General features: G+C 30.0%; 30 protein-coding genes, 1 pseudogene and 1 other annotated feature. Of the genes and pseudogenes, 28 read left to right on the forward strand and 3 right to left on the reverse strand.

The annotated features are described in order from the left end of the window. The first annotated feature begins 27 nt into the window (after positions 1-27). The 16 genes from FAY47_RS03210 (at position 28) to FAY47_RS03285 (ending at position 13,302) form a co-directional block, all read left to right on the forward strand. Positions 28-351: a phage head-tail connector protein gene (locus FAY47_RS03210; RefSeq protein ID WP_143314975.1), complete on the forward strand. Its 324-nt coding sequence runs from the start codon at positions 28-30 to the stop codon at positions 349-351. Continuing rightward, positions 335-655, forward strand: coding sequence for a hypothetical protein (locus FAY47_RS03215; RefSeq protein WP_207706211.1), 321 nt, complete (start codon positions 335-337; stop codon positions 653-655). Before FAY47_RS03210 ends, FAY47_RS03215 begins: the two co-directional genes overlap by 17 nt. Then, positions 652-1,137: an HK97-gp10 family putative phage morphogenesis protein gene (locus tag FAY47_RS03220; protein ID WP_143314976.1), complete on the forward strand. Its 486-nt coding sequence runs from the start codon at positions 652-654 to the stop codon at positions 1,135-1,137. Before FAY47_RS03215 ends, FAY47_RS03220 begins: the two co-directional genes overlap by 4 nt. Further along, positions 1,137-1,493 (forward strand): hypothetical protein, encoded by a 357-nt coding sequence (locus tag FAY47_RS03225; RefSeq protein ID WP_143314977.1) that lies wholly within the window; start codon positions 1,137-1,139, stop codon positions 1,491-1,493. Before FAY47_RS03220 ends, FAY47_RS03225 begins: the two co-directional genes overlap by 1 nt. Before the next feature lie 17 nt (positions 1,494-1,510). Then, positions 1,511-1,936 (forward strand): phage tail tube protein, encoded by a 426-nt coding sequence (locus FAY47_RS03230; protein ID WP_143314978.1) that lies wholly within the window; start codon positions 1,511-1,513, stop codon positions 1,934-1,936. A gap of 37 nt (positions 1,937-1,973) precedes the next feature. Then, the gene (locus FAY47_RS03235) at positions 1,974-2,342 is read left to right on the forward strand and encodes a DUF6096 family protein (protein WP_143314979.1); all 369 of its coding nucleotides are present in this window, start codon (positions 1,974-1,976) and stop codon (positions 2,340-2,342) included. A 50-nt stretch (positions 2,343-2,392) separates the two neighbouring features. Then, a complete protein-coding gene (locus FAY47_RS03240) occupies positions 2,393-2,707 on the forward strand; it encodes a hypothetical protein (protein WP_143314980.1) in 315 nt (104 codons plus the stop codon). Then, the gene (locus FAY47_RS03245; RefSeq protein ID WP_143314981.1) at positions 2,708-5,416 is read left to right on the forward strand and encodes a hypothetical protein; all 2,709 of its coding nucleotides are present in this window, start codon (positions 2,708-2,710) and stop codon (positions 5,414-5,416) included. A gap of 17 nt (positions 5,417-5,433) precedes the next feature. Further along, entirely contained in the window at positions 5,434-5,781 is a 348-nt protein-coding gene (locus FAY47_RS03250; RefSeq protein WP_143314982.1) for a DUF6711 family protein, read from the forward strand. Positions 5,782-5,792: 11 nt separating this feature from the next. Beyond that, complete coding sequence (locus FAY47_RS03255; protein WP_143314983.1) at positions 5,793-6,167, forward strand: hypothetical protein; 375 nt, start codon at positions 5,793-5,795, stop codon at positions 6,165-6,167. A gap of 23 nt (positions 6,168-6,190) precedes the next feature. Continuing rightward, positions 6,191-10,750 (forward strand): hypothetical protein, encoded by a 4,560-nt coding sequence (locus FAY47_RS03260; protein WP_143314984.1) that lies wholly within the window; start codon positions 6,191-6,193, stop codon positions 10,748-10,750. Continuing rightward, positions 10,747-10,956: a peptide chain release factor 2 gene (locus FAY47_RS03265; RefSeq protein WP_143314985.1), complete on the forward strand. Its 210-nt coding sequence runs from the start codon at positions 10,747-10,749 to the stop codon at positions 10,954-10,956. Before FAY47_RS03260 ends, FAY47_RS03265 begins: the two co-directional genes overlap by 4 nt. 82 nt (positions 10,957-11,038) lie before the next feature. After that, positions 11,039-11,455 carry a phage holin family protein gene (locus FAY47_RS03270; protein ID WP_143314986.1) on the forward strand — a complete coding sequence of 139 codons (417 nt, stop codon included), beginning with the start codon at positions 11,039-11,041 and terminating at the stop codon, positions 11,453-11,455. A 48-nt stretch (positions 11,456-11,503) separates the two neighbouring features. Next, the gene (locus tag FAY47_RS03275; protein WP_143314987.1) at positions 11,504-11,926 is read left to right on the forward strand and encodes a hypothetical protein; all 423 of its coding nucleotides are present in this window, start codon (positions 11,504-11,506) and stop codon (positions 11,924-11,926) included. Between the two features lie 43 nt (positions 11,927-11,969). Then, a complete protein-coding gene (locus FAY47_RS03280) occupies positions 11,970-12,824 on the forward strand; it encodes a GH25 family lysozyme (protein WP_185966702.1) in 855 nt (284 codons plus the stop codon). A gap of 154 nt (positions 12,825-12,978) precedes the next feature. After that, a complete protein-coding gene (locus tag FAY47_RS03285) occupies positions 12,979-13,302 on the forward strand; it encodes a hypothetical protein (RefSeq protein WP_143314988.1) in 324 nt (107 codons plus the stop codon). Between the two features lie 412 nt (positions 13,303-13,714). Here FAY47_RS03285 and FAY47_RS03290 read toward each other — a convergent pair. The 3 genes and pseudogenes from FAY47_RS03290 to FAY47_RS21285 all read right to left on the reverse strand — a co-directional run. Next, positions 13,715-13,906: pseudogene (locus FAY47_RS03290) on the reverse strand (manganese catalase family protein); the annotation flags it as partial. A gap of 2 nt (positions 13,907-13,908) precedes the next feature. Further along, positions 13,909-14,169 carry a spore coat protein CotJB gene (locus FAY47_RS03295; protein ID WP_143314990.1) on the reverse strand — a complete coding sequence of 87 codons (261 nt, stop codon included), beginning with the start codon at positions 14,167-14,169 and terminating at the stop codon, positions 13,909-13,911. Positions 14,170-14,171: 2 nt separating this feature from the next. Continuing rightward, the gene (locus FAY47_RS21285) at positions 14,172-14,450 is read right to left on the reverse strand and encodes a spore coat associated protein CotJA (RefSeq protein ID WP_347562781.1); all 279 of its coding nucleotides are present in this window, start codon (positions 14,448-14,450) and stop codon (positions 14,172-14,174) included. A 319-nt stretch (positions 14,451-14,769) separates the two neighbouring features. Here FAY47_RS21285 and FAY47_RS03305 point away from each other — a divergent pair, with 319 nt between their 5' ends. The 12 genes from FAY47_RS03305 (at position 14,770) to FAY47_RS03360 (ending at position 24,704) form a co-directional block, all read left to right on the forward strand. Beyond that, the gene (locus FAY47_RS03305) at positions 14,770-15,435 is read left to right on the forward strand and encodes a DNA-3-methyladenine glycosylase (RefSeq protein ID WP_143314992.1); all 666 of its coding nucleotides are present in this window, start codon (positions 14,770-14,772) and stop codon (positions 15,433-15,435) included. A 174-nt stretch (positions 15,436-15,609) separates the two neighbouring features. Beyond that, complete coding sequence (locus FAY47_RS03310) at positions 15,610-16,551, forward strand: hypothetical protein (RefSeq protein WP_143314993.1); 942 nt, start codon at positions 15,610-15,612, stop codon at positions 16,549-16,551. A 92-nt stretch (positions 16,552-16,643) separates the two neighbouring features. Beyond that, positions 16,644-16,808 (forward strand) — a binding site (T-box leader). 51 nt (positions 16,809-16,859) lie between these two features. After that, positions 16,860-17,129 carry an ACT domain-containing protein gene (locus FAY47_RS03315; RefSeq protein WP_143314994.1) on the forward strand — a complete coding sequence of 90 codons (270 nt, stop codon included), beginning with the start codon at positions 16,860-16,862 and terminating at the stop codon, positions 17,127-17,129. Positions 17,130-17,148: 19 nt separating this feature from the next. Further along, entirely contained in the window at positions 17,149-18,516 is a 1,368-nt protein-coding gene (locus FAY47_RS03320; protein WP_143314995.1) for a PFL family protein, read from the forward strand. Positions 18,517-19,093: 577 nt separating this feature from the next. Then, positions 19,094-19,678, forward strand: coding sequence for a hypothetical protein (locus FAY47_RS03325; RefSeq protein WP_143314996.1), 585 nt, complete (start codon positions 19,094-19,096; stop codon positions 19,676-19,678). 16 nt (positions 19,679-19,694) lie between these two features. Further along, positions 19,695-19,892: a hypothetical protein gene (locus tag FAY47_RS03330; protein WP_143314997.1), complete on the forward strand. Its 198-nt coding sequence runs from the start codon at positions 19,695-19,697 to the stop codon at positions 19,890-19,892. A 300-nt stretch (positions 19,893-20,192) separates the two neighbouring features. Continuing rightward, positions 20,193-20,948, forward strand: coding sequence for an exodeoxyribonuclease III (locus FAY47_RS03335; protein WP_143314998.1), 756 nt, complete (start codon positions 20,193-20,195; stop codon positions 20,946-20,948). Positions 20,949-21,021: 73 nt separating this feature from the next. Further along, the gene (locus FAY47_RS03340) at positions 21,022-21,282 is read left to right on the forward strand and encodes a hypothetical protein (protein WP_143314999.1); all 261 of its coding nucleotides are present in this window, start codon (positions 21,022-21,024) and stop codon (positions 21,280-21,282) included. Positions 21,283-21,360: 78 nt separating this feature from the next. Then, a complete protein-coding gene (locus FAY47_RS03345; protein WP_143315000.1) occupies positions 21,361-21,768 on the forward strand; it encodes a hypothetical protein in 408 nt (135 codons plus the stop codon). 37 nt (positions 21,769-21,805) lie between these two features. Continuing rightward, the gene (locus FAY47_RS03350) at positions 21,806-22,537 is read left to right on the forward strand and encodes a tetratricopeptide repeat protein (RefSeq protein ID WP_143315001.1); all 732 of its coding nucleotides are present in this window, start codon (positions 21,806-21,808) and stop codon (positions 22,535-22,537) included. 50 nt (positions 22,538-22,587) lie between these two features. Continuing rightward, positions 22,588-24,501, forward strand: a complete 1,914-nt coding sequence (locus FAY47_RS03355) for an ABC-F family ATP-binding cassette domain-containing protein (protein WP_143315002.1) — start codon at positions 22,588-22,590, stop codon at positions 24,499-24,501. 14 nt (positions 24,502-24,515) lie between these two features. Continuing rightward, positions 24,516-24,704, forward strand: coding sequence for a hypothetical protein (locus FAY47_RS03360; protein ID WP_143315003.1), 189 nt, complete (start codon positions 24,516-24,518; stop codon positions 24,702-24,704). The last annotated feature ends 116 nt before the right edge of the window (positions 24,705-24,820 follow it).

The following is a 24,820-nucleotide window of genomic DNA, read 5'->3' on the forward strand; positions in this document are numbered from 1 at the left end:
ATAATCTCGTAGAAATGAGGGGTTAATATGAGTCAGTTAGAAAAGTTAAAGATAAGATTAGGCATTAAAGATAATAGTCAAGATGATCTGTTAAATACACTTTTAGGAGATGCTGAGAATGAAATATTAGATCATACAAATAGGGATTCACTTATAACTAAGCTAGAAGGCTTACAAAGAGAATTAGTCGTTGCTTACTATAATCGTATAGGAAGTGAGGGCGAAAGTTCTAGAAGTGAAGGAGGAATATCTGTTTCTTATTCTACTGAAATTCCAGAAGCCATAAAAGCAAGATTAACCGCTTACAGACTTTTAAAGGTGGTGAGAATAGCTAATGCGAGTAAAGAATAAAAAAATATATTGTCTTAAAAGAAAAGTAACAACTCAAGATGGTGAAGGTGGAAAGTATGAAGATTTTGAAGATTCTTCAATAATTATTGAAGCTAATATATGGCCAGCTTCAGGAAAAGTTCAAGCTGAAATATATGGAGAGAAACTAAAGTATATAAATAATATGCTTTATGATGGACCAGTTAAGCTTAATGAAGGTGATGGAATTTGTGTTTATGTCCCTAAGGAAAGTAAGCCAGATTATAAAATAATATCAATTAAAACTTTTTCACATCTTAAAATTGAATTGGAGAAGATATTATGAATTTAAATAGTTCAAGTATTCAGGGATTTGATAAGTTGATAAAGAAACTGGAATCTTTAGGAGTTGATGCTGAAAATACGCTTTATGAATCTACGAAAAAGAATACTAAGATGGTTAAGAATGAAGCTATAACCTTATGTTCAGTGGATACAGAAGATTTAAGAAAAAGCATTGTTGATGAAGTAAAAAGAACAGAAGAAGGAATTAGTGGAATCATAAGTACAAACTCAGATCATGGCCCATATGTAGAGTTTGGGACTGGAAAAGTTGGTGAAGATACACCAGCTTCAGATAAGTATCCAGGACCAATAAGTTATAAACAGGATAAGTGGCTTGGAGTTATTCCAGATGTAGGACCAAGATATATAGAAGGACAACCAGCCAAACCATTTTTATATCCGGCATTAAAAAATAATGAGGATAAAGTTATAGCTGGAATTAAGAAAGATTTAGAAGAAACAATAAGGAAGGTAGTAAAGTAATGATAAATATTAAACCTATTATTTACAAGGCTCTTGAGCCATTAAGTAATAATGTAAATGACACCTATCCTTCTGATTGGGCTATATTTCCTATAATACAGTATATTGAAGAAGATAATAAGACAAAGACTAAAACAGATGATAAAGAACAGGAAACTTATATCAGGTATAAAATTGATATATGGAATAATAAGAGTACTTCTGATATTGCAATTGCAGTTGATGGAGTACTTTCATCTTTAGGACTAAAAAGAACACAATGTATTGATGTTCCTGATACAAGTAAGTTAAAACATAAAGTTATGAGATTTGAAGGAATTATTGATGTAAATAATATGAGAGTTTATAACTCTTAAAGGAAAGGATGATGTAAATGTTAGCTAATGGAATTATGCTAGGATATAAAGCAAGTGGTGCTACAGATTATACTGACTTAAAAGGGCTTAAAAAAGTTCCTGACATGGGAAATGAGCCTGAAAAAGTTGAAAATACAACTCTTGCGGATAAAACAAAGCAATATGAATTTGGAATAGGGGATTATGGAGATTTAGAGTATACATTTAAATATGCAAATTCTAGTTCAGATAGCTCATATAGAGTTTTAAGAAAATTGTCAGATGACAAAACCGTGGTAGAGTTTCAACAAAGTTATCCTGATGGAACTAAATTTATATTTAAAGCTCAATGTAGTGTCAAACTTGGGGGTGGAGAAGTTAATGGGGTAATAGATTTTACTTTAAAACTTGCCTTGCAATCAGATATTGCTGTTACTGATCCAACAGAAAAAACTGCAGGATAATAAATATATATATATATAGAAGGGATGATATAAAAATATGTTATATAAAGAATTAAGAATTGGAGATAAGGAACTAAAATTAAGATTAAGAGCTAGAGATTGCGTAGCTTTAGAAAGTAATATAGGAGAATCACCTTTAAATAAGTTAATGGAATGTCAAGAGGGGAAAGTTCCAGAGGTGGGATTTTTAATATCAGTTTTACACAGTTCATTGCAAGCATTTGAACATGGATATACATTGGATAAGACATATGATTTATACGATGAATATGTAGAGGGTGGAGGTACAGTTGTAGACTTGCTAACTGAGCTAATAAATGTTTTTGAGGTTAGTGGTTTTTTCAAACAGGAGGAAATAAAGGAGGAGACAAAGAAGAAATCCAATTCGGAAAAGATACAAGTTTAATTAAATTATTCGATGAATTATTACCAATAGCACTGGAATGTGAAATTTCGGTGCTTTCTTTTTGGGAATTAACATTAAAAGAAATAAATCTTAGTATTGAAGTCTATCAAAAAAGAAAAACAAGAGATATAAAAGATAGAGCATACATGGATTATAAACTGGCGGAGTGTATAGGTGTTAATATATCAACTTTAATATCTAAAGAAAACGAGCCAATTCCATTTGTTGAAATTTATAAAGAGTTATTTGAAGAGGAACAGGAAGATCTAGAGGAGCAGAAAAAGCAACAACAAATGGTAATAAATAAGCAGAGAATGATTGATTTTGCTAACTTTCACAATTCAAAGAGAAAGGAGGTTAGGTAAATGGATCTTGAGGAATTAAGAGTAATTATTTCCGTAAAAACGAAAGATGTAGCAGCCAAATTAAATAACATAAAAGATAAGTTTAAAGGCCTAGGACAAGAGGCTGTTAAGGCTACGGACAAAATTAATAAGTCTACTAGTAATATTAATCCTAAAATGAATACAGAGGTTTTAAAAGCTCAAATAAGTAATGTGGCTAGAACTTTAGATAATGTAAATGCAAGGATAGAGCAGCAACAAGCTAAACTTGCGAAATTAAAAGAATCTTACAATACAGCTTTTGGAGATAGAAAAAATAAACTTGGAGAACAGATTTTAAAGACAGAAGGTAATATAAATAGTTTAGTAGGAAAATCTGATAAACTTGGATTTAAGCTTGGAAATTTAGACGATAAGTTCGCGAGTGTAACAAATGCAGGTAAGAAAACATCTAATGGGATGAATGAATTAAAAAATGAATTAAAAAGGGTTGGAGACAGTACAGCAAATCTACAAGAGAAAGCTAAAAAAAGTACAGCTCATTTGAAAAGTATGGGTAATGCAAGTAAGAGTGCAAGTCGGAATTTTGGAGAAATGCAAAATAATTTTGGCTATATGATGGGGCAAATGTTTAAATGGATGATACTATTTCCTGCGATAGTACAAGGCTTAGCTGCTATTGGAAGCTATGTTATGAGTACTTTAATGGTAAATAATCAATTTGCAAATAGTTTAAATCAAATAAAGAGTAATTTAATGACAGCATTTATGCCAATATATCAAGCAGCACTTCCAGCTATAAATGCTCTTATGAGTACTTTGTCAACAGCTACAGCATATATAGCAAGTTTTATAAGTCAACTTTTTGGGAGTACCTATGATGCTAGTTTCAATTCAGCTAAAAACCTTCAATCTAGTATAGGAGCTTATAACCAACAGGAAAAGGCAGCTAAAAAAGCAGCTAACGCATTAGGTGGAGCAGGAAGCGCAGCTAAAAAGGCTGGGAAAGAAGCAAAAGGAAGTTTAGCAGCTTTTGATGAAATAAATCAATTGCAAAAAAGTAAAGAACCTGATGAAGCTGGTAGCGGAGTTGTTTCATCAATAACACCTATGGCTAATATGGCACCTATAGAAGCTGTTACTAGTAAATGGGTAAATAAGTTTAAAAAGCTTATGTCTCAAATCTTCCAACCATTCCGAGAAGCGTGGGCTAAAGAAGGACAACAAACTATTGAATCTATGAAATATGCATGGAATAGCATAGGTGAGTTAGTAACATCTATAGGAAAAAGCTTTTTAGAAGTTTGGACTAATGGAACAGGGACTACTATGTTAAGTACTATACTAGAAATATTACAAGATGTATTTAATTTAATAGGAGATATAGCCAGTACGTTTGCTAATGCATGGAATAGCGGAGATATTGGTACTCAAATAATACAGGGGATAGGAAGTTCTATAAATAATGTTCTTTCCTTAATTAAAAAGATAGGAGATGCTTTAAGAGAATCTTGGGGAAATGTAGGAACAGATGTGGCTAACACTTTTATGAGTATACTTAAGTCTACTGGTGGTGTATTAGAAAATCTAAGTCAAAAATTAGTATGGGTTTGGGATAATGGTGGAGAACATCTATTCCAAGGTTTTGTTAATTTGGGAGCTAAAATATTTGAATTGGCTGGCACAATATACAATGAATTTGTAGCACCTTTTGCAAATTGGTTCATAGATACAATTTCACCTGCAATAGCTGAGGTTACGGATGTATTAGGCAGTTTGTTTGACAAAGTTAGTGAAGTTATTGATTGGTTAACAAGTGATGGAAATCCTGTGCTTGAAGGAATTGTAATAGTATTAGGTAGTGTAGCTACGGCAATAGGAATAGTAAAGTTAGCAATTGAAGCATGGAATATAGCTTGTGCAGCAGCAAGCTTAGTAACAGGTGGATTCAGTGCAGCAATAACTTTTTTAACATCTCCAATTGGAATTGCAATAATAGCAATTAGTGCCATTATTGCAGCTGGTGTTTTATTGTATCAAAATTGGGATTGGCTTAAAGAAAAAGCAGCTGAAACATGGGCGTGGATAAAAGAAAAATTTCAATCTTTTGCTGATTGGCTTGGTAGTGTTTTTGAAACAGATTGGTCTCAAAAGTTTGGCTTTTTTGGTGATATACTAAATGGATTTCTAGCTAATGTAGGAAACATTTGGAATGCTATAAAGCAAGTGTTTGGTGGAGTGATAGATTTTGTAGCAGGAGTATTTACAGGAAACTGGGCTAGAGCTTGGCAAGGAGTCAAAGAAATATTTGGGGGCATTTTTGATGGGCTATCTAGCATGGTAAAATGGCCATTGAACAACATAATAGGTTTAGTAAATGGAGCTATAAGTGGGATAAATAGAATGATAAGAGTTATTAATAGAGTGCCAGGGGTATATATACCTAGTGTACCTAAAATACCATACCTTGCTAAAGGCGGTATTATAAACAGTCCGACTCTAGCGATGGTGGGTGAAGCAGGAAAAGAAGCAGTAGTTCCCTTGGAAAATAACACTAAAGGGATTGATTTGTTAGCTTCAAAAATATTAGAGAGAATTCCATCAAGACAAGATAATGAGGGAGATGGCGATGTAATATTTCAGATAGATGGTAGCATTATAGGGAAAGTTGCAATTAAAGAGTTAAGGAAAGCACAAAGACAAGGAGGAATATCTGTTATTCCAGTATAAGTTAAAGGAGTGTTGATATGATTAAAATTAATGGAGTAGCAATTGCTACTCCTAAGTCATTTGAAGCCACAGTTAATGATTTAGATGGTGAAAGTAATAGAAATGCTAATGGAGAACTTGTTAGAGATAGAATTGCAGTCAAAAGAAAACTTAATTGTGAATGGGGAGCATTAACTAATGAAGAGTGTTCTAAGTTATTGAAAGCAGTACAAGATGTATTTTTTAGTGTAGATTTTCCTGATCCAATGGAGGGGGAGATCATTAGTAAAGTTATGTATGTTGGTGATAGGACAGCACCAATGTATAGTGATATAGATGGAATCCCAAAATGGCAAGGATTAAAAATGAATTTTATAGAGAAATAGGAGTGATAAACTTGAAAATTAAAAATGAAGTATTAGTAAATAGCGTGCAAGTACTAAGAAAACTGAATAATGCAGAGTTACCTGTGAGAGTATCATTTAAGGTAGCAAAAAATATTAAAGAAATCGAGAAAGAATTGAAAATATACGAAGAAGAGAAGTCTAAGTTAATTGATAAATATGGAGAAAAAGATAAGGAAGGAAAAATAAAAACAAGTGAAAATGGAACTGTGAATATATTTGATGTTGAAAATTGGAATAGAGATATAAAAGAACTATTAAGTATTGAAATAGATTTAAATATAGAAAAAATAGATATAAGCGAATTATCTAGCGATTTAAAAATAACTCCAGGAGAACTTGGATTAATAGAATATCTAATTAAATAGTAACCTTACCTTTATGGAAAGAGGTGATAAAAATATATACAACAAGTGAAGAATATAAAAGAAAAATAAAAGAATCATCCAGAACTTTTCAAGCTAAGGTTACTATTGGTAATAAAATATTTACTAATGATGATATAGTAGAAATAAAGCTAGATGGAAATATACAGCCACAAGACAGTTTTATGATAGGAACTACAACATCACAGACATTAGATTTAACGCTTTTGAATAAGGGTGATACAATTTATAGTGCTAATCAAATAAAACTTGAAATAGGCTTAAATATAGGAAGTACAATAGAATATATATTAATGGGATATTACAACATAGATGATGTTGAAAAGACAGATTATACAATTAAATTTACTTCGTATGATAATATGATAAAATTTGAAACTCCTTATTTTGGAAATTTAGGAGATGCTACATTGCAACAGATTGTTGATGAACTTTCTAAAATTACAGGAGTTCAATTTACTGGAGTGTTGCCAAAGAATTATACGGTTAAAAAATTAGAGGGATTAACTTGTAGAGAAATATTAGGGTATGTAGCTAGTTTATGTGGTGGAAGTGCTAGCATTACAAGAGAGGGTAAATTTACTATAGTTTATCCAACTGAGTGCGGAATTAAATTAACTGGAGACAATTATTTTGATTATAAAAGGGAAGAAGTTAATTATAAAATAGGTAAAATAACCTGTGAAAATGGTCAAAAATCAACTGTTTCGGTAGGAGCATTAGGGACAGATTCTATGGAGTTAACATTTCAAAATCCTTGGGTAACTGAAAGTATACTTAATGATATATATACAAAACTCAATGGATTTGAATACCTTGGATATACAATGAAATGGCAAGGTGATATATCTTTAGATTTAGGAGATATAATAATTGTTACTGATGTTAAGGGAGTAGTTAGAAAGTTACCTATTTTAAGTCAAAAGTTTACTTATGTTGGAGGATTGACCTGTGAATTAGCAGCTAAAGGAGAAAATAAAAATAAGAATAGTTTTTCTAGTAATGGAAACATAAATAAAAAAATAAATAGAGTTGTATATGAACAGGCTTTAATTAATGAAGCTTTAATTAATAAGGCAAATATTTCTGATTTAGTAGCGAAGAATATTAAAGTTGATCTTGTAGAAGGTAAAACTGCAATATTACAAAATATACTTACAAATTTCATTACTGGTGATTCAGGACAATTTTTACATTTAACTGGACAAAATGTAGTTATAGAAGAGGCAACAATTAAATCTGCAATGATAAAGAGTGTGACAGTAGATCAAATTGAAGCAGGGGAGATATCAACTAATAGGTTTAGGATAGTATCTGATAGTGGGAAAATGCTTATTGCAGATAATACTATACAAATTAAAGATGCCAACAGGGTTAGAGTGCAGATAGGTAAAGATGCATCAAGCGATTATAACATGTATGTTTGGGATGCAACTGGTAAATTAATGTTTGATGCTACAGGGTTAAAAGCAGATGGTATAAAAGCTAAAATTATTAGGGATGATATGGTTTCTGATACTGCTAATATTGATGGAAAGAAAATTAATATTAGTAGCTTAATAACTGAAATGAATAAAGATACTAATACTCAACTTATTAAGGCTAGTAAAGTGGCACTGGATACAGAAGGACAAAGCCTAGAAATATCATTTAAAAACCTTAAGTCAAATGTTGAAAATATACAAGTTGGTGGAAGAAATTTAATAATGAATTCTGCTCCGAATAATTTGGCGAACTGGGGAAGTGCTGGAGCTACTCACACTAAAGAAATTATTGTTGAGACAACAGCTCCTAACCAGAATGTTATAAAAGTTACTTATTCTGTAGCTGGAATTGGAGGTATATATAAAACAAGTATTCAAAAGCCAACAGTAGGAAATCAGTATTCATGGAGCGTATGGGTAAAAGCTAGTAGGGATTTAAATGTTAATATAGGTTCAGAAATGGGAGGAGTTAAAGAATGTAGTGTAACAACTATATGGCAAAGATTCACTTATACATTTACAGCTAGAGAAGTTAATCAATATTATGCATTTGTTATATATGTTCAAAACGCAGCTGTAGGAGATATATTGTACTTACATTCTCTAAAATTAGAAGAAGGAAATAAAGCTACCTCATGGTCACCAGCTCCTGAAGATATAGATTACAAAATAGAGGCTAATACAACATCTATTAATACAATAAATGGGAAAATAGACACACTAATTAAAAACACCACTATAGTAAAAGATGGAGCAACTATACAATTAAAAGATGCATATAGTACGCTTATACAGGATGTAAATGGAATAAGTACAAAAGTATCTAAAATAAAAACAGATATAGTAGATCCTGCACTATTAAGTCAAAATTTAATCTTGCAGTTTAATGATATAGTTAATGGAACGTTTAATGGCAATACATTTACTAAAAACACTGGCGGTATTGCCTGGAATGGTGGGTTTGCAAGTGTTAACACATTAAGCAATGGTGAATATGTAGAATTTACAGTTAGTAAATTAAACACACATATAATGTTTGGGCTTAGTGCGAAAAACACAGATGCAGATTATAAAACTATTGATTTTGCGATATATCAAACTTATAATACTACCAATAATGTAACTACCCAGGTTTTGCAAGTTTATGAAAAAGGTTTAAATAAGGGAAGTTTCGGAAATATTACGATAGGAGATAAATTAAGAGTTTCTATTGAAAGTAATAAAGTTCTCTATTATAAAAATGGAGAGTTAGTTTATACAAGTTTAGTAGAACCAACATTACCAATGGTTATCGATGCTTCATTCTATGAACAAAGTTCAGAAGCGAGGGACATAAAAATCGGAACGACTCTAAGTGGAATATCAACAAGATTAAGTTCGGCAGAAACAAAACTTACAGATAGTGCATTTACTATTCAAATAAATAGAAATTTTAATAGAGTTTATAAAGTTAGATATATTAGAGATTGGTGCGGAGAGGGATGGGATTCTTCAAATACACGCATATATCCACGTTGGCGTGAAATTGAGGTGATTAATAATAAAGGTATTAATATAGTAAGAGGTAAAGTTGTTACTGGTGGGGGGGCAACAGTACCAGGGCTAACTTATACAGTGCAGAATGGTGTAGCTGTTACTGATGGGATATATGAATATAATAAGGATGGATACGCTGAAATTTATGAGAATTATAATGGTAATTCAGGGCCAGGATACGGAACCTATTATATACAAATTGATTTAAATCAGGTTCATGAAGATATAGATTTAATTAAGGTATGGCATGAGCAAAACATGAAATTTGGGGGAACCAAAACGGAAATAAGTGAAGATGGCGTGAATTGGACTGCTATATTTGATAGTAGTGTCAGTGGAAATTATGTAGAAACCCAATATGGACATACTATAAAACTTAATATTAATAACATAAATACAATGATGGGGAGTTTCAATGAGAATGGTTTAACACTTAAAAATGGAGCTATAAGAATTTTAAATAATGTAGGTGCGGAGGTTTTAAAAGGGGATGAGCAAGGAAATTTAGCAATATCAGGGGAGTTTTCAAGTGTAAGTAAGAATGTAAAAACTTCGTTGAAAGATGGTAAATTAGTAGTAGAGAAAGATGGAGTTAGAACACTTTATATTAGTTCTACAGGCTTGTACACTGAAAATTTTGGATCGCAAATTATATTTAGTAAGGAGTTTTTAAATATATATGGGGATAATCCAGAACTTAGGAGAGTAGCAGTTGAAAAGGAAGTACCTGCAGGTAAGTCTTCAGCTGGATTACAAATGTATGATTCAGCAGGAATTGAAATAAAAGATGAGAGATTAACTATTAGACATCCGTCAGCTATAACTATAAAAACAGATACAGTAAACTCAATTGCAATGAATAGTGATTTCGGAATGAAATTATACAATTATAATGAGATGAGTTTATATGGAAATGACATTAATATATCTTTGGGTAGGTTAACTATTTCACAAAGCAATGATTTTTGGATGCTAAGCAAACAGAGCATTAACTCAACAACTATTGGAGAAGATAGAGGTTCTTCTTGGTCAGGTTTCGCAAGATTTAGGTCTGATGGATTATATGTATGGGGGAATATAGCTTGTAGTGGAAGTAAAACAAGAGCAGTAGACACAAAAAAATATGGAGTTGCAACATTAAATGCATATGAAACTGCAGAGTGTATATTTGGAGATCTAGGAGAAGGAGTTTTAGATGAGACAGGAGTTTGTTATGTTTTTATAGATCCAGTGCTATTAGAAACTATAAATACTAAATGCAACTATCAAGTTTGGATTACAGACTATGGGGAAAAAGAGGATTGGGTGAAGTGTGTACAAAAGGAAGAAAACTATTTTATAGTAAAAGGTACACCAGGATTAACTTTTGGGTGGGAGTTTAAAGCAAAGCAAAGAGATTATGAAACTAGTAGATTAGAAATAATTGAAACAAATTATGATAAAGATGATTATTTAACTGGTTTAGATGTTCCTAAAGATGATGGACTAGGTAAGATAGGGCAAGATTATTATGAAAAATATGAAAAGGAGTTAATTGCAGAATGAGTAATAAAAAAGTAATAACAAGTTATACAAGCCATACTACAGCAGAGGGAGAAAGACTAAGTTATACCTATAGTGAGATAGATGAGCAGGGTAATTTAGTTAAATCTAATGTAAGAGCAACATGTATAGTTGTTGATAATGAAGTGTTAGGAAAAATAAAAGAAATAAATGATTTCCTATTAAGAAGAGAGAGTACTACAGTGTAGTGCTTTTTTATTTCCAAGCGATTGGATATTAGAGAAATATAGTTTCTTTTTATATTAAAAATTCAAGAAAGAAGGTTAAAAGGTGGAAGATGTATCTAAACATTTAAAAACAGTAATAACGGTTATAGGTACTATGTTAACATGGCTGTTTGGTGCGTGGGATAAGCCACTAATAGTCTTAGTAACATTTATAGCTGTAGATTATGTGACAGGAGTATTAAGGGGATTTATAAATGGTAAACTTAGTTCCAATGTAGGACTAAAAGGTATAGCAAGAAAAGCAATAATATTTTCGGTTTTAATAGTTGCGGTATCGTTAGATAGACTTTTAAATACTGGTACTTGGTTATTCAGGACAATGGTCTGTTATTTTTATATAGCAAATGAGGGATTAAGTATATTAGAAAATGCAATAAGTTTAGGTATACCAGTACCTAAAAAAATAAAAGAAGCTTTAGAACAATTAAAGGATGGAGAGAAAAAAGAAATTAAAGGGTAACTAAAGAAGTTACTCTTTTTTATATTAACAAAGAAAGAAGGATGTAAAGTGTTAAAAACAATTTTAGGATTATTGGCAAAGGTATTAGAAAGTAAATTAGTTAGATCAGGACTAGAGGAAAAGATACTTAAAAATAAAAATTACATTACAGCAGCTAAAGAAATATGGAACATAGTGGAGGAAAACTTTAGAATTGCAGAAAAAGTTGAAGAAAAATTAAAAAATAAAGCAGATGAATTTGACGAGTTATTACTTGCTAAGTTTCCAGAACTTACACAAGAAGATGTTAAAAATTTAAGACAAAGCATTGCTGGAGAAGTAAATCAATCAAAAGATGCAGTTTTAGATAATTCAACTTTATTGAAGAAATTGCAAGAAGATAATGAAAAACTAAAAGGAGAAAATGCAGAGCTTAATAATAAAATAGCTCAAATGCAAAATATAGTTACTGTAAATACTGTACAAGCTTAAGAGTAGTCGAAAGACTACTCTATTTTATTTAGGAGGTTTTAAAATGAAAGGGATAGATGTATCAAATCATAATGGAACAATTGATTTTGAATCAGTAAAAAATAGTGGGGTTGAGGTTGTCATAATAAAGGCAACAGAGGGCGTAGACTTTGTAGATGATTTATTGGAACAACATTACAATGGAGCTAATGGAGTTATACCACATATAGGATTCTATCACTTCATGAGTGAAAAAACAGATCCTAGTCAGCAGGCAGAAGATTTTTATAATGCAATTAAAGGCAAAGCTTATGATGTTAAGCCATGTTTAGATATTGAGGTTAATAATTATGGTCGTTCAGCAGCTGAAATAACAGACAGGTGCTTAGAATTTATTAAAAGATTTAAAGAATTAAGTGGGCAAGACATTATTATATACACAGGGGGATATTTTGGTAGAGATAATTTAGACAGTAGAATAAAATGTTATGGTGGATGGATAGCACATTATGGAGTTGATTCTCCAATGGAAACTGGATTCCCTTTAATTGGCCACCAATATTCAGAAAGTGAGAGTGTTTCCGGTATTGACGGTAACGTGGATATGAATAATTTTTATGAAGGAATTTTTATGAATGGAAATATGGCAACACCGCGACCAGTAGTACAAGACAATTACGAATATGACGAGAGTGGAACTGCAAGTGTATGTGTAGATAAATTAAACGTTAGAACTTCTCCAAGCTTAAATGGGGAGATAGTAGCAACATATAACTATGGAGAAGAGTTTACTTATAACCATGTTGTTATAGCGGAAAATTACACTTGGGTCAGATATGTGGGATCAGCGAGTGGGCAATACAGATATGTTGCAGTTAAAAATCTCGCTGAAGATAAGAGGTATGCTAATTGCTATTAAATTAAATGATTAATATTTAGAGTAGGGAGTAAAAATATTTACTTTCTACTCCTATTTTATTTTAAGTTTTGCTTCAAGGAGTATTTTGAAGAAAATAAAGTATAATACTTTATTGGATGTTTATGTTATTATGTAGAAGAAGGGAGTGGTTAGAGTGAAAAGGAAAAATAAGATTATATTCTTTGGAATAATATCGGTGGGTATACTTTCCTTTATTATATATGGGTATGTAGATAATTATAGAATAGTAAAGTATTTTAATAGCAGATTTAATGAGTTTACTGTAGAGTCTGTAAGTGGTCTTGGAGAAAATAAGAAAATTAAAGTGAAAATAAATGGTGATAGAGGTTATCAAGAAGCTATGCTATTTACAAGTTTAGAAAATTATAATTTGAAGGAAAAAGGTATAAAAGAAATAATGTTTATAAAGGACACAGAAATATATGAAGTTGATGTAGATAATTTTAATAATGAATAGAAAATAATTAGTTAAGTATATTCAAATGATGTAAAAAATTAGTACAAGCATATAGCTCTTCAAATATAATTTTGGTGTGAACAAGATTAATTTTTACAGTTTCTTGAAGTGTGAACAACGTGAACATAATTTTTGACTTTGTTCACATACTTTGTTCACAGTCTAAATTAAGTCATATCAATGTTTTTCATAATGATGTGAACAATGTGAACAAAATAATACTATAAAGTAGTATTAGTATAAATAGGCATATACATATATACGCCCGTATGCCTAATACACGTATTATATTATATAAAGAAAATTCGTTCACATTGTACACACTATAGAATTGAAAATGATAAGGACTATGTTCTTTTCTTTCTTTTTGCTATATTTATAGAAATTGTTTTTACCTTTATGTGAATGTCGCTTCAGTACCAATGTCTGTCAATAATCCTTTTGATCTGTTTGTTGGCATTGTATATCTTTGATTCAAATATCTAAGCGCAGCACTTAATTCACCATCAGGTCCACCATACTGTGTAACTAAAAGTTTAGCCATGTTAAGGTCTGAACTTTTAAGATTTACTGGATGTTGTAGAGTTTTAACGTAATACCACATTATTATTTTCCTCCTTTACGACTTTCCCAAGGCCATGGGGTATTGATCCAAGCTTCGGGATTTTCAATATATGCTGAGCCAAAGTTTGATAATGGTCCATATTGTTGCTCATATTCACAAATAAGTTTCTCTAACTTGGAGGAAACAAACTTATAGTCTTCGGTAGCTTTTCTGTTTTCTGGAAAGTTGTCTAGATATAAATTTAAATCTACTGCAAAAAATAGTAATTTTCTAATTTTGCTTAAATATTCGTGAGGATTCATTATTATTTACACCCCCCAATATATTTAACTTCGCAATAAGGGCTGTAAAGGCTCTTAAATATTGTTCCGGCAGTAAACGCATCATTTATATTAAATAAGTCTTCATAAGGCTGGATACAGATGTTTGCTTTAGCATACATTTCAGGTTCAAATACTTTATAAGGTTCACAACAATTTTTTTTCATGCTAGGGCAAGCTATATTGCAAGAAATGTTGGAAGGATCGTCAATACAATCCTGACAGTTAATAGATTTGTCGTCTCTTTGATAGTACATAATCATATTTCCTTTCGTTTCATTCTTATACCTATAGAATCATATTATGTATAAATAAAAAGAAATGTGAAAAAAATTTGCTAATTATGGGAGAAAAGCAGGATTAATATTATAGAAGGAGGGTTTGTTACATAGATAGAAGGATACTCAGGGTTAACGGATAAGTATGATAAAATATAATATAAGATAATATTAATTAAATATAATATTAAAGATTTCATAATTTATGAGTTTTGAAATTTTTATTTTTTATTAGTAAAAGTAATTGATAATGTTAAAAATAATATTTAAGATGAAGTAACTCTTTTAAAATAAGGAGGATTTTATGAATATACTTACAAAAGAATTTTACGAAAGAGATACACTGACAGTAGCTAAAGAATTATTGGGGAAAATTTTAATCCATGAAGTTGATGGGAAAATAATTGCAGGAAAGATTGTTGAAACAGAAGGATATGTTGGAGCGTTAGATAAAGCAGCACATGTTTATGGAAATAAGCGTACAGCTAGAGTAATGCCGATGTATGGTCCAGGCGGAACTGTATATATATTCAATATTTATGGTATGTATTTATGTCTTAATGCAATTACAAAAGAAGAAGGAGAACCACAGGGAGTTCTTATCCGTGCTCTTGAACCCTTAATAGGGCTTGACTTTATAGCAAATCAAAGATGTAAAAAAAATTATAGTGAATTAACTAAAAAGGAAAAGCTTAATTTAACATCAGGCCCATCTAAGCTATGTATTGCTTTGGATATTACAAAAGAATTAAATAATACAACTTTCACTTCGGGAGAAATGTATATAGCTGAATTAGATGGGGAAGTTAAGAAGTTACTTGAAGCTCAGGAAGAGGAGTGCAAAGAAATAATAAAGAGCAAACGAATTGGAGTTGATTATGCGGAAGAAGCAAAGGATTTTTTATATAGATATTACTTTAAAGACAATCCATATGTTTCAAAGAAAGACAAAATAGAGATAAAAGTATAAGATGAAAAATTAAGGATTCCTAAGAGGGAATCTTTTTTAATTCTCTTTATATGATTTTAGATTTATCCTTCCAATGAAATCTTTTTCAACTTTATTTTAATTCTTAGGTAATAGGAATAAAACTTTAAAAATATAGTAGATTATTATGAAACTACAAATTTAGGACGTGGATTTATGGATGAAGATCTTTTAGGCCTTTTTATGTATTTAGATGAAGGTCTGGTTAAAAATTTATCATCTCTATTTTTAAGTGGATATATTGAGGTAAGAACAACAAGGCTAATTCAAGATAAGACTATAACTGGAAGAGCTGGCACAGATAGTCGTGAGCGAATTTTTGGTGAAGATAGATTTACTAAGGATGAGAAAGAGGGATATAAAACTAATAATTGTGTAAATGTTGAACAGACTGATAATGGGAATAGTACTTCGGCTGGAGTAGAGAATAGAAATTTTGTAAGAATGGAGGAAGAACTAAAAAAAATTTACACAACATTCTCATTTCACAGACAAATAATTAGTAGTTTAAATGATTCTAATGCTATAAAAAATTTTGATAATAAAACAATAAATGAAGGAGATTTATCAGAAGGAGATTACGTTCAGATAAGAGGAAAGTTAACTACAGAATCAGTTAACTCTTATTTAGATTCACTTCTTACAGTATTTAATTGCTTTGGTTGCGATTCATTAAATAAAATTATTAGCAATAAAAATAGTCAGATTATGAATTTTACTGCGATCAATTCGATTATTGGACATTTAAATGATATTTTAAATAAAAATTCTACAAAAGATATGATTTTAAATTGTGGAGATACGCCTGTAGTCATTAATGTTAATGAAAATTTTTTTATGAATAATAATGCATATATTTATGACAGAGTGGATTGTCCATGCACTGTATTTGGTAAAGTTATAAGTATAGCACCTAATGGGAAATGTATAAGCCTCCTTAGAAAGACAGCACAACATGAGTATTATGAAAACATTTTGAAGGGGTGTAGTCCATATTGTGACATGCTTGATTCAAATGGAATTATAATGCCTAAAATGCCAAGGCTTAAATGTGAGGGAGTTTCAGTTGTTGTGGTACCAATAAGTATTCGTATGTGAGTTTTAGTGACAGATTTATTTAAGAAACTGTCACTAAAACTAAAAAATTATTTGACAAATCTTAATTATTTATATAAAATTGATTTAAATTAATAAATGTAATGAAGAGGAAGAGTAATAATAGGAACTTTTTAGAGAGACTGCGTGTAGCTGAGAGTAGTTAGGTGATTATTATGAATGGAGCCTTGGAGCATAGTGTGAGTAAAGTAGGGCTAGTGCCAAGAAGGGTGGAACCGCGGAATTTTTTCGTCCCTTTGTTTGGTATGGCTTTTTTATTTTATAAAAATTTATTTATAGGAGTTGTTGTTATGAAATCTATTTTAACAGTAATTGGTAAAGATCAAGTTGGTATTATTGCAGGTATAAGTTGTGAGTTGCAAAAGTTTAATATTAATATATTAAATGTTACACAAACTATAATGGATGAATATTTTACAATGATTATGCTTTTAGATCAAACAAATGCAAATGCTAATATTGATCAAGTGAAAAACGCCTTAATAGAAAAGGGAAAAGAATTAAAAGTTGATGTAAAGATACAAAGAGAAGAAATATTTAATTCAATGCATTCACTATAAGAAGAAAAGGGGGCAAACAATGAATACAAATTTTACACCACAAAATGTATTAGAAACAATAAAGATGATTGAAGAAGAAAATTTAGATATTAGAACCATAACAATGGGAATATCTTTACTAGATTGTATAGATTCAGATGGGGATAAGGCAAGAGAGAAAATATATAATAAGATTATGACTTCAGCCAAAGATTTAGTTAAGGTTGGAAGAGAAATAGAAAATGAATTTGGAATTCCTATAGTAAATAAAAGAGTTTCTGTAACACCGATTTCTATTATTGGTGGAGCAACAAATGAAGAAAATTATGTAGAGTTTGCTAAAACTTTAGATAAGGCAGCAAATGAACTTGGAATAGATTTTATTGGTGGTTTTTCAGCACTCGTACATAAAGGATGCACAAAGGGAGACAAAATACTTATTAAGTCGATTCCTGAGGCATTGAAGGTTACTGAAAAAGTATGTTCTTCAGTAAATGTTGGATCTTCTAAATGTGGAATTAACATGAATGCTGTAAGAGATATGGGAGAAATAATAAAAGAAACAGCTGAGCTTACTAAAGATAAAAAGGGATTTGGTTGTGCAAAACTAGTGGTATTTGCTAATGCTGTTGAAGATAATCCATTTATGGCAGGCGCTTTTCATGGAGTAGGAGAAGCTGATATAGTAATAAATGTTGGAGTTAGTGGACCTGGAGTAGTTCAAAGAGCACTTGAAAAGGTTAAAGGAGAATCTTTTGATGTAGTTGCAGACACTATAAAAAATACTGCATTTAAGATAACTAGAATGGGTCAACTAGTAGCTAAGGAAGCTTCAAAAAGATTAGGGGTTCCATTTGGAATAGTGGATCTTTCTTTAGCACCAACTCCAGCTGTTGGAGATTCTGTAGCACATATATTGGAAGAAATTGGGCTTGAATGTGTAGGAACTCATGGAACAACTGCTGCATTAGCTTTATTAAATGATGCTGTTAAAAAGGGTGGAGTTATGGCATGTAGTCATGTTGGAGGATTAAGTGGTGCTTTTATTCCAGTATCTGAGGATGCAGGAATGATAGACGCTGTTATTAATGGGTCATTAAATTTAGAAAAGCTTGAAGCAATGACTGCAGTTTGTTCTGTTGGACTTGATATGATAGCTATTCCTGGAGATACAAAAGCTTCAACAATCTCAGCTATGATAGCTGATGAAGCAGCAATTGGGGTTATTAATAATAAGACAACAGCTGTTAGAATAATACCAGCACCAGGTTGTAAAGTTGGTGATATGGTGGAATTTGGAGGCCTTCTAGGAAGAGCACCAGTTATGAAAGTTAATGAAAATTCTTCTGAATTGTTTGCAGCAAGAGGTGGAAGGATTCCAGCACCAATACATTCATTTAAAAATTAAAAAAATAGGGAATGAGATTTCATTCCCTTTATTTTTTGAACTAAATGTATTATTTAAACATAAATAGTAAATAATGTTGGTAATGAGGTAGATATGGAGTATAATAATTGTGGGGTTCTAAAATGAGGGGGAGATTACAATTATAAGAAAATATTTAAGACCATTTATAGAGAAAAATAAAATAAAGTGTGTAACATATTGTTTATCATTAGTAATATCATTCATTTTAGGGTTTTGCGCATCGAAACTTAGTGAGGAAGGCTGGGTTATTAAAGGGGGAGTAAATTTAGTAACATTATTTGCATTACTATCAATTACAGTATCTATATTTTATTCTTTTACTTATGATTATATAGATAATTTAAATGTTAATCTGAAAAAATACAAATATTTATTCATTAACATAGATTTCTTCATATTTATTTATTATTATAGAATAAACTACGAAAATATTATAAATTCTATAGATAATACTCCAAAATGGATTTCTAAAACAGCGTTTGTGTTTTTACTTTATTTTTCCATATACTTAGTTATTAATTTTATAGTTATTGGAACAGTATCAAAAAGTATAAAGATGTTAAAGATAAGTGCAAACTCCTTTGAAGTGGAATTTCAAGATAAGATTAAAATTATAGAAGGACTTAATGATATTTCGTCATTAACAAGTAGCATTACCATTAGTAATGCAAAGTTAATAGATGCTATGGAAAATATCGTAAGAACTAGGTTTTATGATATTGATCTAAGTAAGGAATATGATTTAGATATATTTTTTGACTTCTATTCTGAAATTGTTACAACATTATTTTCAGAAACTATGGAAAATGTTAATGCAAGAGTGGTATCAAAAAGGGATGAAAATGAATTGAAATCTATTGTAGATGAGGTTGATTGTAGTATAATAGTAAAAGCTAATACTTTTGATAAAATTATTTCAGATCATATTGTAAGATTGAGTAATTATTTATTTGTTCCAGTTTCAATTGATTTAATTGAGACGAATGCTATAGTTATTATATCCTTTGATAAGGAGGAAAATTGTATTACTTATTTTGGGAACATAATTTATGCATTAATAAAATATACTGATACAGTAATCACAAATGTGCTAAGTGATAAAGCCTTGCAAGAACTAGATGAATACATGAGCAATTTATAGGAAAGGAGATAGTTAGATGAGTTCTAAAGTTACGTTGGGTAGAAAATATAAGAACATTTCTAAAATTCTTAGAAATGAGAATCAAAAGGAAGTAATTGATGTTCCTCAAATATCTATCACTGAAATTTTAAAGGATACTTCTAGAAAAGAAGCGATTAGCAATAATGATAGATTTGATAGAATAAAAAAAGAAATACTTACAGGTACTAAGTAACTTTTTTAGAGATTTATAATATTATAAATGAGAAATAGTTATTTAGGAGTAGGTCTTGGTTAAAATAAAGATAAAGAATAGATATAATAAAAAATTTGAACCTCTTAAGGTTAAATTGGCAGAACTAAACTTATATAAAGAGGTTTGTAGGCATATACAAATAAAGAATAAAAATAAATAACTACATATATTATAGAACCTCTAAGATTAAATTAATTTATACTTAGAGGTTTAATACTTTTTTTATACTTTTGCATATGTTATACTTTCATTAATCTTAATTAATAGGAGGAAAAGCATATGACAAAGATGATTTCTTGGAATGTAAATGGACTTAGAGCTGCTGTTACAAAGGGTTTTGTAGAGATTTTTAATTCTATAGATGCAGATATATTTTGTTTGCAAGAAACAAAATTACAAGAAGGTCAGATAGAATTGGATTTACCTGGGTATTATAAGTACTGGAACTATGCTGAAAAAAAAGGGTACTCAGGAACAGCTATTTTTACTAAAAATGAACCTATAGGTGTAACTTTAGGCATTGGAATAGAAGAGCATGATAAAGAAGGAAGAGTAATAACATTAGAGTTTAAGGATTACTATGTAGTTACAGTATATACTCCAAATTCGCAAAATGAACTAGCAAGACTTTCTTATAGAATGACTTGGGAAGATGATTTTTGTAATTATCTAAAAAAGCTAGAAAAAAATAAGCCTGTTATAGTATGTGGAGACTTGAATGTTGCACATAAAGAAATAGATTTAAAAAATCCTAAAAATAATAGAAAAAATGCGGGCTTTACTGATGAAGAACGACAGAAGTTTACGGAACTTATTAATAAAGGATTTATTGATACCTTTAGATATTTCTATCCTGATAAAGAGGGCATTTATTCTTGGTGGTCATATAGATTTAATGCTAGAAAGAATAATGCAGGGTGGAGAATTGATTATTTTCTTGCTTCGAGTGCATTAAAAGATAGATTAGTAGATGCAAAAATACATACTGATATTTTAGGTTCTGATCATTGCCCAGTCGAATTAATAATTAAATAGACTTTTAATACTAGATAATGATATAATTTAATGCGTGAATTCATTTAGATAGGAGTGGAGAACAATTAGTATATTGATTTGTTTATTCATATTTGGCTTTTTTATATTTGAAGCATCCTTATTAATTAGAGCAATAAATAAGAAAATTAAGAAGAGAGTACCTCTTCATTTAATAGGAACAATAGCCACATTGTTGTTATTTGTATTTATAATTCAAGTTACTTTGGGAGTTGAATTGAATTCAAATAAATTTATAACATTTACAACAGCAGTTTCGGTAATGTTTTATATTATTTATGGAATTGATTCATTATTTGTAGTAAAAAGTAAATAAGTTTAAATAAAGTGTACTCCTTTTAATAATGTTAAAATGGGTACATTTTATTATTTTACTGAAATTAGAGGTGACGTAATGATTAAGATTAAATTAGAGAAAAACAAAAGAGATGAATTTATAGCAAAATTAAGAGTAGAAAATGAACTTATAGATAAGTATAAAATATTAAAAAGAGTAGTGTTAGAAAGCAGAGAGATATCTGGAAAATATAATTACAAGGTACCAGTTAGGTTCTTGCCAATAATATTAAATAATATTCCAGTTGAAATTATAAATTTAGATTTAGATTCTATATGTAGCTATCTAGAATTTTCTGACGATTATGATGATAAATATTACTATGCTACAGAAGCTAATGCGAAATATATGAGAAAATGGAGAGAAGAAGGATGTCCTACAATATATAAGGTAAATATAGATAAGGATACAGTAAAAATAACAAAAGAGGTTGCTTTTAAGAGGATTACAAAAGTTATTGAATAATAAAATTTTTTGTAAATAAGTGCAATGGGGTGGGATTATGGAGAAAACTACTTACAAAATTGGTTATCAACATATTAAAGGGGGATGGGTAATTTACTTAGGCATAGTTGGAATTATAAGTTTTTTTATAAATAAATATTTTGCTATAATTTTGTTAATGCTCTCCTTACTATTTTTTTTGATTTATAAGAAAAGTTCTTATAATAAATCAGCAATTTGCTTTAATAAGGCAATAAGGCTTGTGAAAAATGGAGATATTAAAAATTCAAAACATCTATTAATTAATGCTATTAAATTTAATAAGTATAATAGAGAGGCATATTTTTTCTTAGGATGTCTATTTTTTGATGAGGAAGATTATACAAATGCTCTAGAGTACCTAAAAAGAGGAGGCGCTGATGAAGTTAATGATTCCAGTCTAGCCTTTGTTCTTGGAAGATGTTATTATCATATAGAAAACTACAATAAGTCAGTAGAGTATTTAGAGAGTGTAACTTATGATACTAATTCTAGACTTGAAAGAGAGAGAATATATACTTTAGGTAAGGCTTACTTAGAGTTAGAGAAATATTATGAAGCATATGAGCTTTTTGAGGGATTAGAAAAACCTAAAGGAGAACTTAGAGGTGAAACATTAGAATATTATTATTTCCTAGGCGTAGCATGTTATCATTTAGATAAAATTGCAGAGGCAAAAAAGTATATACTTATGGTAAGCAAGGTTAACAGAGATTACAAAAATGTTGATCTTTATGCAAAGAACTTGTAGTTTGAAATTAAATAAAAATAGAGGTTTTATATATTAGAAGGAGTATTAATATGAATTTAATTACATTAGAGAATATAAGTAAGAGTTACAGTGAAAAAATATTATTAAAAAATATTTCTCTTGGAATAAATGATGGAGACAAGATTGGAATTATAGGAATAAATGGGGCAGGAAAATCAACTTTATTAAAGATAGTTGCTGGAAAAGATGAATTTTATGAAGGTGATTTAATTAAAAATAAAAATGCTAGAATTGAATATTTATCACAAAATCCAGATTTTAAAGAAGATGCAACGGTAATAGAGCAGATTTTTAGAGGGGATACTAAAGAACTTAAGCTATTAATGGAATATGAAAAAATTATAGAAAAACTCCACAATACTAATTCTGATGCATTAAATGATAGATTGCTAAAACTTCAGGTAGAAATAGATAGTCTTAACCTTTGGGATTTAGAAAGTGAAGCTAAAAGTATATTAAATAAGTTAGGAATTACAAACTATGAGGAAAGGATGAAAAACTTATCTGGTGGACAAAAAAAGAGAGTTGCATTAGCATCGGCACTTATAACTCCATGCGATCTACTTATTTTAGACGAGCCAACTAACCATTTAGATTCAGACTCAATTGAATGGCTTGAAGAATATTTAAATTCAAGAAAAGGTGCTCTTTTAATGATTACTCATGACAGATATTTTTTAGATAGAGTAGCAAATAGAATAATTGAGCTTGATAGAGGAAATTTATATAGTTATGAGGGAAATTATACAAGTTTCTTGGAAAAGAAAATGGAAAGAGTAGAGAGAGAAGAATCAGAAGAACAAAAAAGGCAATCATTAATTAGGAAAGAATTAAAGTGGGTTAAAAGGGGAGCAAAAGCAAGATCCACAAAACAAAGAGCTAGATTGCAGAGGTTTGACGAATTAGTTAGTAGAGAGTATATTAAACAAGCAACTGATGTTGAGATGTCTTTTGTGGGAACAAGATTAGGAAAAAAGATTATTGAGATAAATGGATTAAATAAATCTTTTGACGATAGACTACTAATTAAAGATTTTAATTATATTTTTACAAAAGAAGATAGAATAGGTGTTGTTGGTCCTAATGGTGCAGGAAAATCTACACTTATCAATTTAATAAGAGGTAACATTAAGAGCGATAGCGGTGAAATAGTAATAGGTGAAACAGTAAAGATAGGATGTTTTGCTCAAGATGATAGAGAAATGGATATGAATATGAGAGTCATAGATTATGTCCGAGAAGGTGGAGAGTATATACCTGTTGCTGATGGTAGTAAGATAACAGCCTCTACCATGTGTGAGAGGTTTTTGTTTGATGGTACGATGCAATATACAAAGATAGAAAAATTATCTGGTGGAGAAAGAAGAAGACTTTATTTGCTAAGAGTATTGATGGAAGCACCAAACGTACTATTACTTGATGAACCTACTAACGATTTAGATATAAACACTCTAAATATTTTAGAAGACTTTTTAGATAAATTCATTGGAGTTGTAGTTGTAGTTTCTCATGATAGATACTTTTTAGATAGGGTATGTAATAAGATTTTTGCTTATAGAGACAAAGGAAGTATAAAGGTATATAATGGTAACTATAGTGATTATCAAATTACAATTGAAATAGAAAAAGGCAGAATTGAACCTGAAGATAAGAAAGATAAAAAAGCAGTAACTAGCAGAACTAAAGAAAGAGATAATAGACCTAAATTTTCATTTAAAGAAACAAAGGAATATGAAGAAATTCCGGAAGTTATTGAAAAACTTGAAAACAGAATTTCTAATATAGAAGAAGAAATGGTTAAAAATTCTTCATCTTATGGAAAGCTACAAGAGCTAATGGAAGAAAAGGAAAAGTTAGAGGAAGAATTAATGGGAAAATATGAGAGATATGATTATTTAGAAGATCTAGCAAAGCAAATAGAAGCTTATAAGAATAACAAGTAGAAAAAGGTGATGAAGTGGAAGTGCATATAACCATAAAAGGGAAAAAGGAACCTTTATTATTTAAAGGAGATAGAATAGACGTATTAGATTTTGAAATGCAAGGCTTAAAATATAAACAAATAAGATTTTTTAGAAAAGGATTTTCAAAATCCGAATATATACAAGAAAACTTAATAACCAAAATAAAAGAGATAAATAAGTAATTAACATAATTTATATGTACTATTACGTATAATTTTACATATACATATAATAAAAAGATACAAACAGCGTATTTATGAAATAAAGTATCTTGAAAAAGACACCTACAGCTTTGCTT

Origin of the sequence: Clostridium sp. HBUAS56017 (genome assembly GCF_007115085.1) — a bacterium.
In the GTDB taxonomy this organism is placed as follows: Bacteria; Bacillota; Clostridia; order Clostridiales; family Clostridiaceae; genus Clostridium; species Clostridium cibarium.

Excerpts from the sequence above, each read along its gene's own strand:
- FAY47_RS03280 (WP_185966702.1), top strand. The coding sequence starts at position 11,970 with ATGAAAGGGATAGATGTATCAAATCATAATGGAACAATTGATTTTGAA.
- FAY47_RS03220 (WP_143314976.1), top strand. The coding sequence starts at position 652 with ATGAATTTAAATAGTTCAAGTATTCAGGGATTTGATAAGTTGATAAAG.
- FAY47_RS03345 (WP_143315000.1), top strand. The coding sequence starts at position 21,361 with ATGATTAAGATTAAATTAGAGAAAAACAAAAGAGATGAATTTATAGCA.
- FAY47_RS03335 (WP_143314998.1), top strand. The coding sequence starts at position 20,193 with ATGACAAAGATGATTTCTTGGAATGTAAATGGACTTAGAGCTGCTGTT.
- FAY47_RS03210 (WP_143314975.1), top strand. The coding sequence starts at position 28 with ATGAGTCAGTTAGAAAAGTTAAAGATAAGATTAGGCATTAAAGATAAT.
- FAY47_RS03315 (WP_143314994.1), top strand. The coding sequence starts at position 16,860 with ATGAAATCTATTTTAACAGTAATTGGTAAAGATCAAGTTGGTATTATT.
- FAY47_RS03330 (WP_143314997.1), top strand. The coding sequence starts at position 19,695 with ATGAGTTCTAAAGTTACGTTGGGTAGAAAATATAAGAACATTTCTAAA.
- FAY47_RS03350 (WP_143315001.1), top strand. The coding sequence starts at position 21,806 with ATGGAGAAAACTACTTACAAAATTGGTTATCAACATATTAAAGGGGGA.
- FAY47_RS03245 (WP_143314981.1), top strand. The coding sequence starts at position 2,708 with ATGGATCTTGAGGAATTAAGAGTAATTATTTCCGTAAAAACGAAAGAT.
- FAY47_RS03320 (WP_143314995.1), top strand. The coding sequence starts at position 17,149 with ATGAATACAAATTTTACACCACAAAATGTATTAGAAACAATAAAGATG.
- FAY47_RS03225 (WP_143314977.1), top strand. The coding sequence starts at position 1,137 with ATGATAAATATTAAACCTATTATTTACAAGGCTCTTGAGCCATTAAGT.
- FAY47_RS03230 (WP_143314978.1), top strand. The coding sequence starts at position 1,511 with ATGTTAGCTAATGGAATTATGCTAGGATATAAAGCAAGTGGTGCTACA.
- FAY47_RS21285 (WP_347562781.1), bottom strand. The coding sequence starts at position 14,450 with ATGATTATGTACTATCAAAGAGACGACAAATCTATTAACTGTCAGGAT.
- FAY47_RS03305 (WP_143314992.1), top strand. The coding sequence starts at position 14,770 with ATGAATATACTTACAAAAGAATTTTACGAAAGAGATACACTGACAGTA.
- FAY47_RS03235 (WP_143314979.1), top strand. The coding sequence starts at position 1,974 with ATGTTATATAAAGAATTAAGAATTGGAGATAAGGAACTAAAATTAAGA.
- FAY47_RS03295 (WP_143314990.1), bottom strand. The coding sequence starts at position 14,169 with ATGAATCCTCACGAATATTTAAGCAAAATTAGAAAATTACTATTTTTT.
- FAY47_RS03250 (WP_143314982.1), top strand. The coding sequence starts at position 5,434 with ATGATTAAAATTAATGGAGTAGCAATTGCTACTCCTAAGTCATTTGAA.
- FAY47_RS03265 (WP_143314985.1), top strand. The coding sequence starts at position 10,747 with ATGAGTAATAAAAAAGTAATAACAAGTTATACAAGCCATACTACAGCA.
- FAY47_RS03325 (WP_143314996.1), top strand. The coding sequence starts at position 19,094 with ATGTTAAAGATAAGTGCAAACTCCTTTGAAGTGGAATTTCAAGATAAG.
- FAY47_RS03310 (WP_143314993.1), top strand. The coding sequence starts at position 15,610 with ATGGATGAAGATCTTTTAGGCCTTTTTATGTATTTAGATGAAGGTCTG.
- FAY47_RS03215 (WP_207706211.1), top strand. The coding sequence starts at position 335 with ATGCGAGTAAAGAATAAAAAAATATATTGTCTTAAAAGAAAAGTAACA.
- FAY47_RS03355 (WP_143315002.1), top strand. The coding sequence starts at position 22,588 with ATGAATTTAATTACATTAGAGAATATAAGTAAGAGTTACAGTGAAAAA.